9 protein-coding genes and 1 pseudogene are annotated in these 18,194 nt (G+C 67.9%); 6 read left to right on the forward strand and 4 right to left on the reverse strand.

Annotated features, from left to right (window positions below; translation table 11 throughout):
- Nucleotides 1–37: 37 nt before the first annotated feature.
- The 3 genes from ASE30_RS07620 to fhuF all read left to right on the forward strand — a co-directional run bounded on the left by ASE30_RS07620 (nucleotide 38) and on the right by fhuF (nucleotide 2,096).
- A complete protein-coding gene (locus ASE30_RS07620) occupies nucleotides 38–937 on the forward strand; it encodes a LysR substrate-binding domain-containing protein (protein WP_057283697.1) in 900 nt (299 codons plus the stop codon).
- A gap of 127 nt (nucleotides 938–1,064) precedes the next feature.
- Nucleotides 1,065–1,262: a hypothetical protein gene (locus ASE30_RS07625; protein WP_156407573.1), complete on the forward strand. Its 198-nt coding sequence runs from the start codon at nucleotides 1,065–1,067 to the stop codon at nucleotides 1,260–1,262.
- A gap of 3 nt (nucleotides 1,263–1,265) precedes the next feature.
- The gene (fhuF, locus tag ASE30_RS07630) at nucleotides 1,266–2,096 is read left to right on the forward strand and encodes a siderophore-iron reductase FhuF (RefSeq protein ID WP_156407574.1); all 831 of its coding nucleotides are present in this window, start codon (nucleotides 1,266–1,268) and stop codon (nucleotides 2,094–2,096) included.
- 28 nt (nucleotides 2,097–2,124) lie between these two features.
- Here fhuF and ASE30_RS07635 read toward each other — a convergent pair whose 3' ends face one another.
- Entirely contained in the window at nucleotides 2,125–3,864 is a 1,740-nt protein-coding gene (locus ASE30_RS07635; RefSeq protein WP_082601493.1) for a cyclic peptide export ABC transporter, read from the reverse strand.
- 104 nt (nucleotides 3,865–3,968) lie between these two features.
- Nucleotides 3,969–6,362 (reverse strand): penicillin acylase family protein, encoded by a 2,394-nt coding sequence (locus tag ASE30_RS07640; RefSeq protein WP_057283700.1) that lies wholly within the window; start codon nucleotides 6,360–6,362, stop codon nucleotides 3,969–3,971.
- A gap of 232 nt (nucleotides 6,363–6,594) precedes the next feature.
- Here ASE30_RS07640 and ASE30_RS07645 point away from each other — a divergent pair, with 232 nt between their 5' ends.
- The 3 genes from ASE30_RS07645 to ASE30_RS07655 all read left to right on the forward strand — a co-directional run bounded on the left by ASE30_RS07645 (nucleotide 6,595) and on the right by ASE30_RS07655 (nucleotide 11,806).
- Complete coding sequence (locus ASE30_RS07645) at nucleotides 6,595–8,022, forward strand: diaminobutyrate--2-oxoglutarate transaminase (protein WP_082601494.1); 1,428 nt, start codon at nucleotides 6,595–6,597, stop codon at nucleotides 8,020–8,022.
- A gap of 437 nt (nucleotides 8,023–8,459) precedes the next feature.
- Entirely contained in the window at nucleotides 8,460–10,595 is a 2,136-nt protein-coding gene (locus ASE30_RS07650; RefSeq protein ID WP_162259910.1) for a TonB-dependent siderophore receptor, read from the forward strand.
- Nucleotides 10,595–11,806 (forward strand): PepSY domain-containing protein, encoded by a 1,212-nt coding sequence (locus ASE30_RS07655; RefSeq protein ID WP_057283702.1) that lies wholly within the window; start codon nucleotides 10,595–10,597, stop codon nucleotides 11,804–11,806. The genes ASE30_RS07650 and ASE30_RS07655 overlap by 1 nt, the downstream gene beginning before the upstream one ends.
- Before the next feature lie 15 nt (nucleotides 11,807–11,821).
- Here the strand turns inward: ASE30_RS07655 and ASE30_RS07660 are convergent, their stop codons facing one another.
- Both ASE30_RS07660 and ASE30_RS29175 read right to left on the reverse strand, forming a co-directional pair.
- Nucleotides 11,822–17,113: a non-ribosomal peptide synthetase gene (locus ASE30_RS07660; protein ID WP_162259911.1), complete on the reverse strand. Its 5,292-nt coding sequence runs from the start codon at nucleotides 17,111–17,113 to the stop codon at nucleotides 11,822–11,824.
- 100 nt (nucleotides 17,114–17,213) lie between these two features.
- Nucleotides 17,214–18,185: pseudogene (locus tag ASE30_RS29175) on the reverse strand (phosphopantetheine-binding protein); the annotation flags it as partial.
- Nucleotides 18,186–18,194 lie beyond the last annotated feature (9 nt).

An 18,194-nucleotide genomic window follows, 5' to 3' on the forward strand; every position in this document is an offset into this window, starting at 1 on the left:
ATTGATATGATCTGACCGAGACGTTTTGGAACCACCAATGAACTTCAAACAGATCGAGGCCTTTCGCGCCGTGATGATGACGCGGTCCATGACCACGGCGGCCGGCCTGCTCCACACATCGCAGCCGAATGTCAGCCGCTGGATAGCGCTGCTGGAGACGACGCTGGGCTTCATCCTGTTCCAACGCGTCGGCACGCGGCTGGTTCCCACGCCCGAGGCAGAGGCGTTCTATGCCGATGTGGAGCGGGCATTCATCGGTCTGGAGTCGCTGAACGACAGCGCCAGCTCCATCCGCCGCAGGGGAACGGGCCTGCTCAGGGTGGCCGCGGTGGGATCGATCACGCAATGCGTCTTGCCGGACGCCATCCGCCTGTTCCGGCAGGAGGCCTCGGATATACCCGTGGTGGTCAGCACCGGAGGCTCCGACGTCGTGGCGAAGTGGATGGCCACCGGCTTCTGCGACATCGGATTCTGCTCGATTCAGACGGACGTTCCCGGCTTGCGTTATCAGCGTCTCAACACCGCCCATGGCGTCGGCATCGTGAACACCTCCCACAGGCTTGCCGCGAAAAAGGTCCTGAAGCCTTCAGACTTCAATGACGAGAACTTTATTTCTTTGCCGGCCGGGAGCTTCAATCGGGCGGCGATTGACCGCCACTTTCCGAATGACTCAAGAATCACGTCGATCGAGGCGCCCTACGCCACGACGATATGCACCCTGGTCAGCAAAGGGCTCGGCGTGTCCATCGTCAACCCCGTCGTGTCGCGGGCCCTGTCCGTCCCGGACCTGCGCGAAATTCCCTTTTCGGAGAGGGTCGAATTTCATAGCTACGCCGTGACTTCGGATCATTTTCCAACCAGTGCCCTTGCCCGGCGGATGGCTGAATGCGTGCAGGGAACATTCGCCATGCTGAACAGGGCGCCACCCCCCCTTTGACCAGGGCCGTTCAAAGTCGAACTAAACAAAGCCGGCGTCAACGCGTCTGTAAATGTATGCCTTGTCCAGGGAGCCCGGCATGCAAAATGAGCCTTGCGATCGCATTTCCGCCTGTGCAATGGATTGGGTGTTCAACCGCCTGGGACCGGATTACCGCAACGATTGGCCGCTGCCCGCCCCCTTGGCCGACTGGTTGAGCAAGGATCCGCTTCATTTTCAGATGTTCATGCATGCGCGGCGGCTTTGGCTGTTGAGCCAGCTGCTCAAGCCCGGCGCACACGGGGGCCGCCGGGACGGGGCCGCCACCGCTGAATGCGCGCATTGACCCGTGTCAGCGACCGCCCATCCGGCAGTCTCCATTGTCGAGAGACTCGCGCCATTGTTCACCGGCCCGCTGGCCGACAGCGCCGGAACGCTCGTGGAAGCCGAACCGCCGCCCGACGCCGTGTCCGTCGCACGCCTGCTGGCCGAACCCCTTCTGCTGCACGGCATCCTGGTCCGCAATCACGCCTTTCTCAAGGCGGCCGGAACCGATCTCAGGGCCTCGGCCTCGATGTGGCATATGCGATATCTCTGGACGCTCCTGCCCTACTCGATGGCAGCGCTTACGCTGTTTCGCCATGCATTGCCCACGCTGCCGGCGGAGATGTGGCTTGACGTGGATCCGGACGGGCAGCCGGTGCGTTTCTATGTGACAGGTCCCGGACGCGAAGCGCCCGAAGCGGCTGCGCAGGTACGCTACGAGGCGCTGGTTTTTCGGCATCTCGATCCGCTGACGGAAGCCTTGAACGGTTTGACCGGGCTGTCGCGCCGCATTGCGTGGGTAAACGTCGCACGGCACGTGCAGGCCGTGTTCGACGGCGGCCAGGAGCAGCCGGCGTTCGCCCGCGTCTCCACCGAGGACCGGCGCGCCCTGCTGGAGGATCCGACCTGGACGCGCCTTGATCCGGCCGGACCACCCGGCGGCGGCTCCAACCCCCTGTTCCAACCGCCGCGTGAAGTGCTTCTGCCCGCCACGCCCGGCACGCCATCGCGCACCGTCCAGGTCCATCGGGCCTGCTGTCTCTACTACAAGCTTGGTGAACCGCGCTATTGCGGAGCCTGCCCGCTCGCGCCGGAGAATCTGCCGCGCAAATCCAGAGCGATCAACGCCGGCTGACGATGACCCGTGGCTGGCATGCAGAGGCTCAGGCGGCCGTGCTGGCGGGCTGTATCCGTGCGTCGGACGGAGCGTTTTCCGGCGCATCCGAATTATCGGAAGACAGTCCTTCCGCGGCGGCGGCATCCGGGGCGGCGCGTGGCCGGTGTGTCCCGCGCAGCGGCGAGACATCCTGTGACACGATCCTGCCTTCTTCCAGGCGCACGACGCGGTCCCCCACGCTGAAGTAGCGATCGTCGTGCGAGATGACCAGGACGGTCTTGCCTTGAGCGCGTAACTCGGGCAGTACCTCGCGATAGAAAAAGCGCTTGAACACCGGATCCTGGTCGGCCGCCCATTCGTCGAACACCAGGATCGGACGGTCCTCCAGATAGGAGGCGACCAGCGCCAGGCGCTTGCGCTGCCCCTGCGACAACTCGCGGGTGCTGAAGGCGCCGTCGCGTATCCTGACCTTATGGTGCAGGTGCAGCTTTTCGAGATGGCGGTTGCCGGTCTCATCGTGCGCCTGCCCGGGCGTTTCCAGCAACTGATCGAACAGGTGAAAATCCGAGAAGATCGTCGAGAACAACTGGCGGTAGGTATCGCGATTCGCGTCGGTCACGGGCTCGCCGTCGAGCAGCAGCTCACCGTCATCCTGCGGATACAGGCCGACCAGAAGCTTGGCCAGGGTTGTCTTGCCGCTGCCGTTGCCGCCCACCAAAAACACGATCTCGCCCGGCAGCAGATTCAGGTCGATCGGGCCCAGCTCGAAGAATTCGTCGCTCTGCTCGTGGAAGTAGCGGTGCTTGAGCCCGCGCAGGTCGATGCGGGTGAATGCCTTGGGGGCCTCGATGCCGGCGAGATTTTCGCTGCCGACCATGCCGGCGGTCAGTTCGTCGATGCGTCGGGATGCCACGCGCGCGATATTGGCCTCGGGCAATGAATTGAGCAGCGCCTGCAACGGCGAGACCATGTACACGAAAATCAGTGCAAAGCCGGTGATCACGCGGGTCTGGTTCGGCACGTCGGCCGCCAGCACGAACAGCACCAGACCGATGAAGCCGTAGATCAGAAAGTTTCCCCACCCCACGGCGGCCTCGAAGATCGACATGCCGATCACGCGCTCGCGGCTGACCTGCGCGATCGAACGGCCGAGCACGTCCGCGGCAAAGCGTTCGCGCCTGCGGCGGTTCTGGCGCAGTTCTTTCGCGCCGTCGGTCAGGGACCGGAAGTGGCCAAACAGGCGATCCTGCATTTCGGAGGCGCGGTGCAGATGGTGAATGGCCTTGGTGTATGCGTAGCAATAGCCGATGGAGCCGCACAGGATCACGGCGCCGCCCGCCAAAAACACATACCCGGACAGTGTCGCCAGGTAGACCATGCATCCGATGACGATGACGCCGTTGGTCAGCACGCCGGGCAGGCTGACGAAAAACTGCGCGACATGGATCGCATGGTCGGCGAGCGCCGACTGCACCTTGCCGGCCCCGAGCCGCTCGAGATGCCGGATGGGCGCGTCCATCACGCGCTCGGCGACCTTTGCGCGCAAGTCGGCGGCCGCCTTCTGCCGCAGGACCTGGAACAGGATGTTGGCGGTAATGGTGAAGACCAGTACGGCGACGACCACCAGCGCGAAGCGCCAAGCCAAGGCGGCGCGCCCCGCGGGGTCGACGGTAATGGCCGTGTTGATCAGCGTAACCAGCCAGACCGAACTCAGGCCGGCCAGGATGCTGGCGAATGCCGCCGTCACCACCAAACCGCGCGACTGCTTGATCAGGTAAAAAAGCATGTAGGGGCCCCGAGCCGGTGAGTGTCTTCGAATAAGACGGTTAAAGGCCGCGGATGTTTAGCGGGCCACATCCGCGCCAGAGGGCGGGGTTGCACCACGCCGCATCAAGGCGGTGCCAGCAATCGCAGCGAAATCTGCGCGGCTTCGATCTCTTCGGCGCGCCAGGGCGCCGGCGTCCACTGGCGCTCTGCGTAGCGCCGGATAACCTCGCTGCCCGGACCGCCGCTCCAGGCCGTCTCGCGTTCTCCACTGGCCAGCAGCGTACGCGCCTGCACGCCATCGGCGCCGAACCGCACGATCTGCAGGTAGGTGTTGGCGTGTGCCCGCCCATCCATGCCGCCACCGGGCTCCGCGGGGCAGGCAATGGTGAAGTAGCCGCTGCCGCATCCGCCATAGAGTGGGATCGGGCCTGCGGGCGAGGGTACCTTCAGGTAGGCGCCCACCGGCGCATCCAGGGCGATCCCCTGCTCATGCAAGTTGCGCACCGCCGCGGCCAGCGCCGCGCGCGCCTGCCCGGGCCCTAGCCGGATGCCGGCCGGCGTATTCAGGGGGTCGGCGGCGTCGAACGGCCGCGCGTACAGGGTGCCCGCCTTGCCCGCGGGAGACGCCTCTACCGCCTGCCAGAAGGCGCTCCAGAGCCAGGCGCCTCGATCGCCCGCGCCCGCCGTCGCGCGCCACCGGGAAAGAATCGCGCAGGCCTCGGCCAGCGAGGCATACGGGGGGCTGGCGCAAGCCGCCTCCAGCAGCGCCGGCTTGAACTCGATGGCCGCATAATCGCGCGCCGCCAGCGTCTCGGTCTCCAGAAAGCGGGCCAGACGGCCGGGGTCGCCCCGCGCCTCTTCGCGCGCCTGGCGCGCGATGGCGTGCCCATGGCGCGCCCGCAGCGACAGCGGCTGCCGCTCGCCGCCCAGGACCGCGTCGTAGCCTTCAAGGGGTTGAGCGGCGCTGGCAAGCCAGTAGCTGTCGTTCATGTTGGCGACATAGTCGGCGCGAAAGCGCGCCGGCAACCTGTCGGCCGGCATCTGGCCGGGCAGCGGCGTGGCGGGGTCTATCGGCCAGCCGCAGGTCGAACGGCTGCCGTCGAGCATCGGAATCGCCGGGTCCCACTGCGCCACCAGCGGGGAGAACGCCGTGGCGCAAGCCACGCGCAATGCGTCCGGCACATTGGGGACGGCGCCCATGTCGCCATACCAGGCGCGCGGATCGTCCCGCCCTATCGCGGCGGTGTTGACCCAAGGCATGGCCAGGTCGCGGCGGGCAATCGCCACGAACTCGTCGAGCGAGCGGGCCTGGGCCCAGGCCAGATAGGTGGCGAAAACGTGATGGTTGTCTCGGTTGATATCGCGCAGCGCGATCGCGCTTTGGGCCGTCCATCCGAGCTGCGGCGCCTTGCCGGCAAGGTCGACGATCGTGCCCAGCCCGCTCTCGTAGACCGTTCGGCGCACCTGCCGTGGTTCGCCCCTGGGACCGCGCAGCGGCACGTCGACCCGCCGGGCCCGGATGGGTTCGGTCCGCCCGTCCACCCGATAGCGCAGCGGATCGCCGGGCTGCAGGCGCAGCGCAAACAGGCCGAAGCGCCGCGCCGCCGACACCGTGTGCGACCACGCTACGTTGCCGGTATACCCGATCATCGGCAGCGGCACGCCCAGAAAGCCGGCGCCAGCTACATCGAGTTCGCCGGGAACGGTGATATGCATCTGATAGAAGCGGTCGGGTCCGCCCCAGAACCAGTGCGGATTGCCGAACAGGACCGCACTTGCGCGCGCCCCGGATGCCATGCCCGCGTCCGCGCCAAACGCAAGGACATTGCTGCCGAGTCCGGCCACGCCGCCAACGTGCCAGGCGTCGGCCGGCGCCACGGCGCCGGCGGGCGTGCTTCCCCAGGCCAGGGGTGCGGCGCGTCCGGGCGGCGCCGCGTTGACGATCTCCGGGATGAAGCGCGCGTAGCCCGCGGCCAGCGAGGCGGCCTGGATGCGGCGATAGACGTCGTCGGCATCGATGGGCCGCACCCACGGCTGGCGCAGGCAGGCGGGCTCATTGGCGGCATGCGGCGCGGCGCGGGCCCGCGCGAGGTAGCGGTTGTAGCCTTGCGCGTAACCTTCGGCCAGCTGCCGGATGGGCGCGGGTTGCGCGGCCTTGAAGCGCGCCAGCGGCTCCGGCCCCAGGAACACGCGGAAAAAAACGTCGAGCTCCAGATTGTTGGCGCCGGTGTAGGTGGCGTTGTAGGCGGGCCGGTCCTCGGCGCCGAACGTGTAGGCGCGCCACCCCGAAAAGGTGACATAGGCGTCCGCGAGCGTACACAGCGCGTCTTCGGCCTGGGCATATCCCGCTCCCAGCCCCGCGCCCCGCATATCGGCCGCCCTGATATGCGGCGTGCCGTCCCCGGTGCGGCGCAATTCCACTGGCGTGGCGGCCTTGCCCGGCGCCACGCCGGCCATGGCAGCCAGAATCGCCGCCACCGCGCGTATGGCGGCGTCCCCCCATCTCGAACCGTTCATCCCGCCTCGCGCATGGTTTGCCTTCCGCATGGTGCGGTGCGTATTGCTGATAGACGGCCAGACGCGCCATTTGTTTAGTACCCGGCCTTGCGCCCAGGCGGGGCGGGCTAAACAAAGCCGGGCCCGCCCCGTCTAGCTTGGGAACGCCCGTGATGCCGCGGCGCTCATGCGCCCGGCCGTGTCGCGGCTTATACCGCCCCCTTGCCCGGCTCCAACCCTCAGGGAGAATTCCATGTCTGCCATCGGTCTGTCCGCGCCGCCATCGTCTGCCCCATTCACCGCCCGGTTTCCGTGGGCCCAGGGTCGCGATCCCCTGCTGCACCCCTATGAGTTGCGAAGCAATCCGCTGCTCGAGCGGCAAAGCGCGCGCGAATCGAATGCACGCAGCTACCCGCGACGCCTGCCGATTGCGCTACGCCGTGGACATGGCATCTATGTGGAAGACGTGGAAGGCCGCGTGTTCATCGATTGTCTGGCGGGCGCCGGCACGCTGGCGCTGGGCCACAATCACCCGGTGGCGATCGAGGCAATCCAGGCGGTGCTGCGCGATGGCCTGCCGCTGCACACGCTGGACCTGACCACGCCCGTCAAGGACACGTTCGTCGAAACGCTTTTTGGACTGCTGCCGCCGGCCCTCGCGGGCAAGGCCAGGGTGCAGTTCTGCGGGCCGACCGGCGCCGACGCGGTGGAAGCGGCGCTGAAACTCACGCGCATCGCCACCGGGCGGCGCATGGTGCTGGCGTTCCAGGGCGCCTACCACGGCATGACACAGACCACCCTGGACCTGATGGGCAATCTCGGCGCCAAGAGCGCCCTGGGCGGCAACAACGCCGGCGTGCAGTTCTTGCCCTACCCCTACGAATATCGCAGCCCGTTCGGCGCGGACCCGGCGACAACGGTCGCCCACAGCCTGAATCTCCTCGAAAGCGTCATGACCGATCCCGAAGGCGGTGTGCCCGCCGCCGCGGCATTGATCGCGGAGATCGTGCAAGGCGAAGGCGGTGTCATTCCCGCGGCGGATGAATGGGTGCGCGGCGTCCGCGCCCTGACCGAGCGCAGCGGCGTGCCGTTCATCGTGGACGAAGTCCAGACCGGCTTCGGCCGCACCGGCAAGATGTTCGCCTTTGAACATGCCGGCGTCGTGCCGGATGTGCTTGTGCTGTCCAAGGCAATCGGCGGCGGCCTGCCGCTGTCGGTGGTGGTCTACAAGAATGATCTCGACCTGTGGCAGCCCGGCGCGCACGCGGGCACTTTTCGCGGCAATCAGCTCGCCATGGCCGCAGGCACGGCCACGCTGCGCCACATAGAGGCCGAAGGGCTGGTGGAGCACGCAGCGGCGATGGGCCGGCGCCTGCGCGATCAACTGCGGCAGCTGCAACTGCGCCATCCGGTGATAGGCGATGTGCGCGGACGCGGACTGATGGCCGGGATAGAGCTGATTGATCCCGCCGGTCCTTCCAGTCACCTGGGCCATCGCCCCGCGGCGCGCGAGGCCGCCGCGCGCGTGCAGCAGGCCTGCCTGCGGCGCGGTCTGATCCTGGAGCTCGGCGGACGGCATTCCAGCGTGCTGCGCCTCCTGCCGCCGCTCATCATCACCGCCAATGAGATCGACCGCGTGGCGGCGATCCTCGATGCCTCGCTGTCCCTGGAACTGGGGTGACAGACCGCAATCCCGGCATTCGTCCCCGCGAGACGGAGGCCGAACCGCCGGCTTGGTTTCCACATTGAAATTCTTGATTGATACTGATTCTTAGTTATACTTACCCTGATACGTACTGTTGCGCTCTGTCGTGAACGTGGCAAGTACCTGGGACGGTGCCCGCGGCATCGTCCTGCCGGGCCCTCTGCACGCGGCCCGGCGGCAAACAAGAACAATGAAGTGCTCGTGTATGTATGGAAATGGCCTGTACCGCGCTGCGAAGCGCGCGGCGTGGGCATTGCGCTTGCCTGGGGGATCACGGACCGGGCTTTCGGACGGTCCTGACAGCGAGTGTGATTGACGGGTTTTCTTGAGGACTTTCCTCTCTGGACAGTCGGCATTTTCCATCCATGACATCGGAGCACTTTATGCTTTTCCCCTCTTGCAAACGCAGGCTCGTGCTTGCTTTGTCTGCGGCTGCGGGCCTGCCCGCCGCCGCATGGGCGCCCAGCGGGTTTGCCCAAGACGCCACCGGCGGCGCGCAGGTTCAGCAATTGCCGTCGATCACCGTCACGGGTGCGGCCGAAGCCAGGCCGGACGACACGCCGCCGGTGTATGCGGGAGGCCAGGTCAGCCGCGGCGCCCGCCTCGGCCTGATGGGTAATGTCGACATGATGAACACGCCGTTCAGCGTCATGTCTTTCACTTCCGAACTCATCCGGAACCAGCAGGCGCGCAGTCTGAGCGATTTGATTGCCAACGATCCCGGCGTGGCGGTTGGCGGTCCGTGGTATTTCGACAACTTCTATATCCGCGGCTTCGAGGTCAACCGGGCGGAAATCGGCTTCAACGGCCTGTACGGCATCGCCAGCTCCGAAGGCGTGCAGCTCGAAGGCATCGAGCGGGTCGAAATCCTCAAGGGTCCGAGCACGCTGATCAACGGCAGCTCGCCCCGCGGCACGGCCGGCGGCTCGATCAACCTCGTGCCCAAGCGCGCCGAAGACACGCCGCTGACTCGCCTCAGCACCAACTACATGAGCGACAGCAATCTGGGCGCCAACGTCGATATCGGGCGCCGCTTTGGACAGGACAACGCCTTCGGGGTGCGCCTGAACGCCGCCTACCGCGACGGCAATTCCGCGGTCGACCACGAAAAGCAGCGCGCCTCCAACGTCACCCTGGGCCTGGACTATCGTGGCGAACGCCTGCGTGCCAGCGCCGACATGGGAGCCAGCAACCAGAAGATCACGGGCGCCAAAAGCAACTTCTTCGTGGCGGCCCCGGAACTGCCCGAGGCGCCCCGCGGCGACACCAATCTGTGGCCGACCTGGTCTTACCAGGACAAGGACTACGTGTTCGGCATGGCGCGCGCCGAATATGACGTGACCAACTACCTGAGCATAGGCGGAGCTTTCGGGGCAGCCGAGACCCGCCGCAAGATGAATACGCCGTTCGGCGTGCTGTCCAACACCGATGGCGACGTCAACTTCTTCCCGAGCGCGCTCGAGGAAAAGAACAAGACACGCAGCGGCGAGCTGAACATGCGGCTGCGCTTCGATACCGGCCCGATCAAGCACACCACGGTGCTGGCAGTCACCGACTACGATTCCAAGATCTCGAACTACCAGCCGCAGACGAGCTGGTCCGCCGAGAGCAACCTTTACGATCCGGCCGACCTGCCCGAGCCGACGGGCCTGGACTTCGACCGACCGCTCACGCCGCTGTCCTCGATGCATCTGCGCAGCTATGCCATCACCGACACCCTGTCGGCGCTTGATGAACGCGTGCTGCTGACCCTGGGCATGCGCCACCAGAAGATCGATGTCAACGCCTACGCGTGGGATACCGGCGCGTTCGAGTCCAACTACAAGCAAAGCGCCAACACGCCGGCGGTCGGGCTGGTGGTCAAGCCGATCGACAAGCTCTCGCTCTACGCCAACTACGTCGAGGCGCTCTCGCAAGGCCCGGTGGCGCCCACCACGGCGGTCAATGCCAATGAGGTGTTCCAGCCCTTCGTCTCCAAGCAGATGGAGATCGGCGCCAAGGTCGACATGGGTACTTTCTCGACCACCCTCAGCGCGTTCCAGATCAAGCGCCCCAGCGGATTCCTGGGCGCCGACAACGTCTATCGTGTCGCCGGCGAACAGCGCAATCGCGGCTTGGAGCTGCAGGTGTTTGGCGAAGCGATGCGCGGCTTTCGTTTGCTGGGCGGCGCTGCCTGGACGCGCGCCATCCTGACCGACACCCCCGGAGGCCAATTCAACGGCGCCAAGGCGGCGGGTATCCCGACCTGGTCGGTAAAACTGGGCGCCGAACTGGACATTCCGCAGGTTCCGGGTCTGACGGCCACCGCGCGCATGATCTATACCTCGTCGATCCCGTTCAACGCCACCAACACCGAAACCGTGCCCTCATGGACGCGTTTCGATCTGGGCGCGCGCTACGCCACCAAAATCTCCAACCATCCGGTCGTGTTCCGCGCCGCGGTCGAGAACGTGTTCAACCGCCGCTACTGGGATTCGTCGCCGGCGTACCAGACCGTCACGTACGCGGCGCCGCGCACCTACATGCTGTCGGCCAGCATCGACTTCTGATGAGCCGGGCCGGCCCCCGTCTCCATCGTGGGCTGGCCGACCGCCAGACATGGGTCTGGGTGCATCGCTACGCCGGTCTGCTCACCGCAATCTTCCTGACGGTGGCGGGGCTGACCGGCAGCATACTTGCCTTTGGACATGACATCGACGCCTGGCTGAACCCCCGGTTCTACCAGGCGCGTTCCGAGCTGCCGCCGCTGGGCTACGATGCGCTCGCCCGAAGCCTGGAGCAGTCCGACCCGGCCCTGCAGGTCGACTATCTGACTTCTGACGGGGTGCCTGGCCACACCGCCTTCGCCTTTGTATCCGCGCGGCCAGGCCATTCCCCGCTCGCCTATGACCAGGTGTATGTGGATCCCGGCACGGGCGAGGTGCAAGGCAGGCGCTCGCGCGTGGCCTGTTGCCTGCAGCCGGAGAACTTCGTGCCCTTCATGCTGCAGGTGCATCACAGCCTGTTCCTGCCGGGCCTGTGGGGCTGGTGGTTCATGGGAGGCATCGCGCTGATCTGGCTGCTCGACAGCTTCGTGGGTTTCTACCTCACCCTTCCCCGAAGCGCACCGCGAATTTCAAAATGGAAACCCGCCTGGATGATCAAGCGCGGCGCGGGTGCTTATCGGCTCAATCTGGACCTCCATCGCGCATTCGGCCTGTGGCTGTGGGTCGCGCTGATTCTGCTGGCGCTGAGCAGCGCCTATCTCAATCTGCGCGAAGAACTGTTCCGGCCGGCGCTGTCTGCCGTCTCCACGCTCACTCCGATTCCCGCGGCGGCCACGCCGGAGCCAGCGCGCGATCCGGCCGCCGCATTGGGTTTCGACGCCATCCGCAAGCGCGCGGACGACCACGCCCGGTCGCAGGGCTGGGACGAGCGTGTCAGCGGCATCAGCCACTTTCGCTCACTGGGCCTATATCTGGCGTTGCTGTGGCCCTCGCACCACGATCGGGGCCTGGGCCTGGGTGCGCCCCTGCTGTACTACGACGCCCAGAGCGGCGCGCTGGTCGGCGCCACCGTCCCCGGCCAGGGCACGCCCGCCGACGTCTTCACCCAACTGCAGTTTCCTCTGCACAGCGGCCAGATCGGCGGGCTGGCGGGCCGCATCGTGGTCTGCGCGCTGGGCTTGGTGACGGCGCTCCTCAGTATCACCGGCATCGTGATCTGGTGGAAAAAGCATCAGTCCCGGGCGCTGGCGGGCCGCCGCGCGACCCGCCCCTGACACTACGCCGGCCGCTTACGGCACTGCCGCGGCCATCGCTCCTCCCTGTTCCGGGTTGCCTGCCTGGGCCTGCCGCGCCGCCCGCAGCACCGCGTCCGCCAGCGCATCGACCAGAATCGGATCGTGGACGATGTCCGCATGCAAGGCGTCGATCTCATGCTCGATGGGGCGGCAAGGCCCCATCTGCGCCCTCAACGCGGCGCGCTCGGTTTCCGGCCGCGTTGCCGTCCACCAGCAGTGCATCGGCGCCGCGAGGGAGCACGGCAGCGCTTCCTGCGGTCCATGACTGGCGCGCGCCAGCATGCGGCCGGTGATGAACATGCGCGCTACTTCGTCCATGCCAGCCTGGCCATAGCGAGACGTCCTCCTGCCCGCGGCGCGCGCGTATAGCGGCTCCAGCGCAACGCGCACGGCTGCTACGTCCCGCCGGGGATCCCCGGTTTCGGCCGGCAAGGTCCCGGTGTGGCGCTCGCCCGGGAACAACAGCCCCAGGGCCTCTTCAAAGGCCTGGTTCCACGGGCGCACGTCGACAAGGTCGTCGCCGGGAATCGCGGGGTCGATCATGCCCAGCAGCGCGACGGCGTCGCCGCCCGCCTCCAGCCGGTGCGCGATCAGGCCGGCCAACGCGCCGCCCAGCGACCAGCCGCCCAGCAGATACGGCCCCCGCGGCTGGTCCGCGCGGATCAGCGTGGCATAGTCGTCGGCCATCTGCGCCAGGCTGTGGTCGAGGTGCGCGCCATCCTGCAGGCCGCGGCAGACCAGCCCCTTCACGGCCACCCCGCCGCTCAGTTGCCGCGCGAGAGGGAGATAGTCCATGACCGTCCCCATGCCCGCGTGCAGGACGTATAGCGCCGGCCCGGGCACCGGGCGGTTCAGCGGCACCAGCGGCGAACGGCTCCGCGCCGCCAACGCCGCCAGCGTCGGCGTGTGCATCAGGTCCTGCAGGCTCAGGCCGAGGCCCGCGCCCAGCCGTTCGCGCGCCAGCGCCAGCACGCGCATCGCGCCAAGCGAATGTCCGCCCAGCTCAAAAAAGTTGTCGTGCCGGCCGACTGCGTCCAGCCCGAGCACCTCGCACCAGATCCGGGCCAGGTCCACTTCGCGTTCGCCCTCGGGCGGCTCGTCGGCATGGCGGCGTGTCTCCGGAGCGGGCAGGGCCTTTCGATCGATCTTGCCATTGGGGGTGAGCGGCAGGCGGGGCAGCACCGTCAGCACGTTGGGCACCATCTGCGCGGGCAGCCGCCGCGCGAGCGCCAGCCGCATGGCTTCAGGATCCAGCGTCGCGCCGCCCTCCGCGACCAGATAGCCTATCAGCCGTTGATCCCCACCTTCTCCGCGCGCCACCACCACCGACTCGGCGACGCCCGGCAGATCGGCGAGCGCGGCTTCGACCTCTCCGGCTTCGATCCGGTAGCCCCGGATCTTCAGCTGCTGGTCGGCGCGGCCCAGGTAGTCCAATTGGCCCATGGCGCGACGGCGCACGAGGTCTCCGGTACGGTACAAGCGGGCACCCGGTACGAAGGGATCGGCCACGAAACGTTCGGCCGTCTGTCCCGCACGCCGCCAATAGCCACGCGCCAGGCCCGCGCCGCCAATGTAGAGCTCGCCCACGGCTCCCGGCCACACCGGCCGCAAGCCGGCATCAAGCACCCGCAGCGAGGTCGCATCCACGGGCGTGCCCAGTTCGGGCGCCAAGGGGTCCACCGCCGCGCAAGCCGACCATATCGTGGTCTCGGTTGGGCCGTAGAGGTTGCAAAGCGCCACGCCGCCCTCTGTCAATGCGCGGGCCAGATCCAGCGGCAGCGCCTCTCCGCCGCAATACCCCTTGAACCCGGCATGGGGTGCGCGCCAGCCGCCCGCGAGTATGGCGCGCCAGCCCGCCGGCGTGGCCTGGAACGCGGTCGCGCCGCTGTCGCGCAGCAGCGCAGCCAGCGCCGCCCCGTCTCGCGCAACGGTCTGGTCCGCCACGACGCAGTGGCCTCCCGTGACCAAGGGCAGATAGAGTTCGAGCGCGGCAATGTCGAAGGACAGCGAGGTGGCCGCGACGATCGTGTCCTGGGCGCCCAGGCCCGTCACGCCGCGCATGGCGCCCAGGAAATTCGTCAGCGCCGCGTGCGCGATCATGACTCCCTTGGGCTTGCCCGTCGAACCGGAGGTGTAGATCAGGTAGGCCAGATCATGCGCATGCAACGGCACGCGGACGGGCGTGCCGGGCATGCCGGCAAGGTCCAGGCTATCGAGATCCAGCTGCCGCAGCCGGGGCACCCGGGGCAGCCGCTGCGCCACGGCCACCTGGGTCAGGATCAGGCGCGCCTGGCAGTCCTCAAGGGTGTCGTGGATGCGCTGGGCGGGATAATCCGGATCGATGGGCACATAGGCGGCGCCCGTTTTCAGGATCGCCAGCAGGCTCACCAGCATGGCCCCGCCGCGCGTCACCGCCAGCGCCACCCGCGATCCCGGGGTGACGCCCAGTTCGATCAGCTTGTGCGCCAGACGATTGGCGCGCGTCTCGAGCTCGCCATACGACAGACGCACGCCGTCTCCGGACACCGCGATGGCATCCGGACGCTGTCGCGCCATGGCCTCGATCTGGCGCGGCAATGGAAGAGCCGCCGCATCGTGCGTCGAATTGATCTCCCACCGCGCCATGGCCTCGTGTTCGCGCGCCGTGACCAGCGGCAGATCGCCCAAGCGCACGGCGCCGGCATCGCACAACGCCAACAGCAGGTGGCGCATGCGCGCCGCGCACGCCTCTGCATCGGCAACGCCGAAATGGGCGCGATCATGAACCAGGTCCAGCGTCAGGCTCGCGGTTCCCGACACGCTCAGCATCAGGGGATAGTTCACCTCTTCGCGGACCTCGGGCTGCGTGAATGTGAGCCCGTCGTCCGCCTGCTCCCGCAGGGCCTGATCGATCGGATAGTTCTCGAACACCAGCACGCTGTCGAACAAATCACGCCCGGCCTGGCCCGCCCATTTCTGGATTTCGTACAGGGGAGCATGGTCGTGCTCGCGCGACGCGAGGTTTTGCGCCTGCAGCGCACGCAGCCATTCGTCGATGCGCTGATCCGGCACGACGGGAACGCATACCGGCAAGGTGTTGATGAACAGTCCCAGCATGGCCTGCGTGCCTGGCTGGCTGTCGGGCCTGCCAGCCACCGTAGCGCCGAACAGCGCGCGCGATTGGCCCGATTGCATCGCCAGCCACACCGCCCATGCCCCCTGCACCAACGTGTTGGGCGTCACGCGCATGCGTTTGGCGGCCAGCATCAGCATGGCGGTCTGTGTTTCGTCCAGCGTCAGCCGCAGTCGGCCTGTTCCCGATTCGGCTTGCGCCGGACTGCTCCTGGCCGTCGCGAGCCGCGCCGACGCATCGACATCGGCCAGCAGGTCTTGCCAATAGCGGCGGGTCTGCTCCATCGGGCGCCCGGTGAGCCAGGCGATGTGATCGCGATAGCGCCCTGCCGCGGGTCCGCCGGTTTCACCGCGGTATCGGCGCAGCACGTCGCCCAATAGCAACGACACGCTCCAGCCATCGAGCAGCAGGTGATGATGGGTCCAGATGAAATGATGACGCGCGCCGTCCAGCTCGACAAGGCTGAGGCGCATCAGCGGCGGGCTGGCAAGGTCAAAGCCCCGCGCGCGATCGTCGCCGACCAGCGCGTCCAGCGCCTGCCCCGCGTCGCCGCGCCCACGCCAGTCATGCCGGCTGATGGGTAGCGGCAGGCTTCGAGCCACCCATTGCAGTGGCGGCTCACCCTGCAGGAATCCCGTGCGCAGCACCTCGTGGCACGCCACCGCCTCACGCCAGGCCTGCTCGAAACGCGTCGGATCGAGCCCGCCGATATCGATGCGCAGCTGGTTCACGTAGGTCGCGCTGCCGGTGTCGTACTGGCTATGGAACAACATGCCGTGCTGCATGGGAGACAAGGGATACAGATCCTGTACGACCTCCGGCGCCAATGGCAGGCGGTCAAGCTGCGCCTGGTCCAGGCCCGCCAACGGGAAGTCGCTGGGCGTGACGCCACGGGCGCCGCTCGTGCAGTGGGCCACCAGGGCGAGCAGTTCCTCGCGCAACCCAGCGACCCAACCGCGCACCGCCAGCGCATCGTGGCGCGCGGCACTGTACGTCACGGCAACGCTGAGCCGGCCGTCCAGCACTTGGGCATTGACGGCGAACTCGGCGCCCAGCGGCGATTCCGCGTCCTGGCTCGCACCCGCCGATTCCCGCGCAGGCCGCCAAGCGGCCGCGCCGTCGAAGCTGCCATCGAGCTGTCCGAGGTAATTGAACAGCACCTGTGGCGACGACGCCAACGAACCGCGCCGCTCCACCCTGTCCAGATGGCGCAGCAGGCCGTGGGCAAGGCCGTGGTCAGGCACTTCGCGTAGCGTCTCCTTGACACGTTTGAGGGCGGCTTCAGGCGAGCCGCCGGCATCCACCACCACCGAATAAAGGGTGGTGAACCAGCCCACGGTGCGCGACACGTCCAGGTCCGGGAATATGTCTTCCCGCCCATGGCCCTCAAGCTGGATAGCTACGCGATCCTGGCCGCTCCAGGCGCTCAGTGCGCGCGCCAGCGCCGTCAACAGCAGGTCATTGACCTGGGTTCGGTAGGCGGCCGGCGCTGCCTTGAGCAGCGCCTCCGTCTGCGCGGCGTCTAACGACATGCGTTCGGTCGCCGCGTATGCGATGGTGTTGGCGCCCTGGGGACGGGCGCAGGGCAAGGCGTCCGGAACGTCCGGCGCATCGCCCGTGGTGGCCCGTGCGCCGTCAAGGCGCGTAGCGTGCCGCGCCAGCGCCAGGGCCCAGTCCTTGTAGCTGGCCGTCTTGGGCGGCAACGTAATGACCTGCCCCGCCAGCGCCTGATCGTAGGCCGACTGCAGGTCTTCAAGCAGCACCCGCCACGACACCCCATCCACCACCAGGTGGTGGATCGCCAGCAGCAACCGCTGCGAGCCATCGGCCAGATCCGCCAGCAGCACGCGCAGCAGCGGCCCCTGGCTCAGGTCCAGGCTGGCCTGCGCCGCCTCGCACAGCGCCGTCAACGCCGTGGCGTCGGCGGCATCCCGGCGCCACAGGATCTCCTCGGCGCGCGGCGCCGGCCCATAGACCTGGCGCACGCCGCCCTCGGCATCGACCTCGAAGCGCAGGCGCAACGCGTCGTGCTGCGCCAGCACCGCCTGCAGCGCCCGTGTCAGCGCCGTCGCATCCAGTGCCGCGCCCGGCTCCAGCAGCACCGCCTGGTTCCAATGCTGCGGCCGCGCGAGCGGCTGCGCGAAGAAGTCCGCCTGGATCGGCAGCAACGGCACCTCGCCCTCGGTCTGCGAGGCCCTCGGCGCGCGGCGCCGGTCCATAGACCTGGCGCACGCCGCCCTCGGCATCGACCTCGAAGCGCAGGCGCAACGCGTCGTGCTGCGCCAGCACCGCCYGTAGCGCCCGTGTCAGCGCCGTCGCATCCAGTGCCGCGCCCGGCTCCAGCAGCACCGCCTGGTTCCAATGCTGCGGCCGCGCGAGCGGCTGCGCGAAGAAGTCCGCCTGGATCGGCAGCAACGGCACCTCGCCCTCGGTCTGCGAGGCAGCCGCCTGGCCGCTCTCGGCCACCGCCTCGGCCGCCAGTTGCGACACCGTCTGGCGTTCGAACATCTGGCGCGGCGTGATGCGCCAYCCTGCCGCCCGAAGCCGCGACACGATCTGCAGGCTCAGGATCGAGTCCCCGCCCAGYTCAAAGAAGTTGTCGTGCCGCCCCACACGCTCCGCGCCCAGCACCACCGCCCAGATGCGCGCCAACGCCTGCTCGATCTCGCCTTGCGGCGCTGCATACACCTGCGAGGCCTCGGCCTGCACCGCCGGCAGCGCCTTGCGGTCGATCTTGCCGTTGGCGTTCAGCGGCAGCGCCGCCAGCGGCTGGATCACCGCCGGCACCATGTAGTCCGGCAGGCTCCGCCCCAGCGCCTCGCGCAGCGCCGGCGCCTGGACGCCCAGCGGCGCCACGTAGGCCACCAGCCGCTGGCCGCCCGAAGGCTGCGCCGCGGCCACCACCACCGCCTGCTCCACCCCCGGCTCGGCCAGCAGCCGCGCCTCGATCTCGCCCAGCTCGATGCGCAGACCTCGGATCTTGACCTGATGGTCCAGCCGCCCCAGGTACTCCAGCGCCCCATCCTCGCGCCAGCGCACCAGATCCCCGGTGCGGTACAGCCGCTGACCCTCGGTAAACGGGTCGGCCACGAAGCGCTCCGCGCTCAACGCCGACCGGTGCAGGTAGCCCCGGGCAAGGCCCGCGCCGCCCAGATACAGCTCGCCCGCCACGCCCTGCGGCGCCGCGTTCAGGTCCGCGTCCAACACCCGGCACACCGTGTTCCAGATGGGCCGCCCGATCGCCACCGCCCGGCC

The sequence above is a fragment of the Achromobacter sp. Root83 genome (assembly GCF_001428845.1).
Taxonomy (GTDB): domain Bacteria; phylum Pseudomonadota; class Gammaproteobacteria; order Burkholderiales; family Burkholderiaceae_B; genus Achromobacter.

Excerpts from the sequence above, each read along its gene's own strand:
- ASE30_RS07620 (WP_057283697.1), top strand. The coding sequence starts at position 38 with ATGAACTTCAAACAGATCGAGGCCTTTCGCGCCGTGATGATGACGCGG.
- ASE30_RS07645 (WP_082601494.1), top strand. The coding sequence starts at position 6,595 with ATGTCTGCCATCGGTCTGTCCGCGCCGCCATCGTCTGCCCCATTCACC.
- ASE30_RS07640 (WP_057283700.1), bottom strand. The coding sequence starts at position 6,362 with ATGAACGGTTCGAGATGGGGGGACGCCGCCATACGCGCGGTGGCGGCG.
- ASE30_RS07655 (WP_057283702.1), top strand. The coding sequence starts at position 10,595 with ATGAGCCGGGCCGGCCCCCGTCTCCATCGTGGGCTGGCCGACCGCCAG.
- ASE30_RS07635 (WP_082601493.1), bottom strand. The coding sequence starts at position 3,864 with ATGCTTTTTTACCTGATCAAGCAGTCGCGCGGTTTGGTGGTGACGGCG.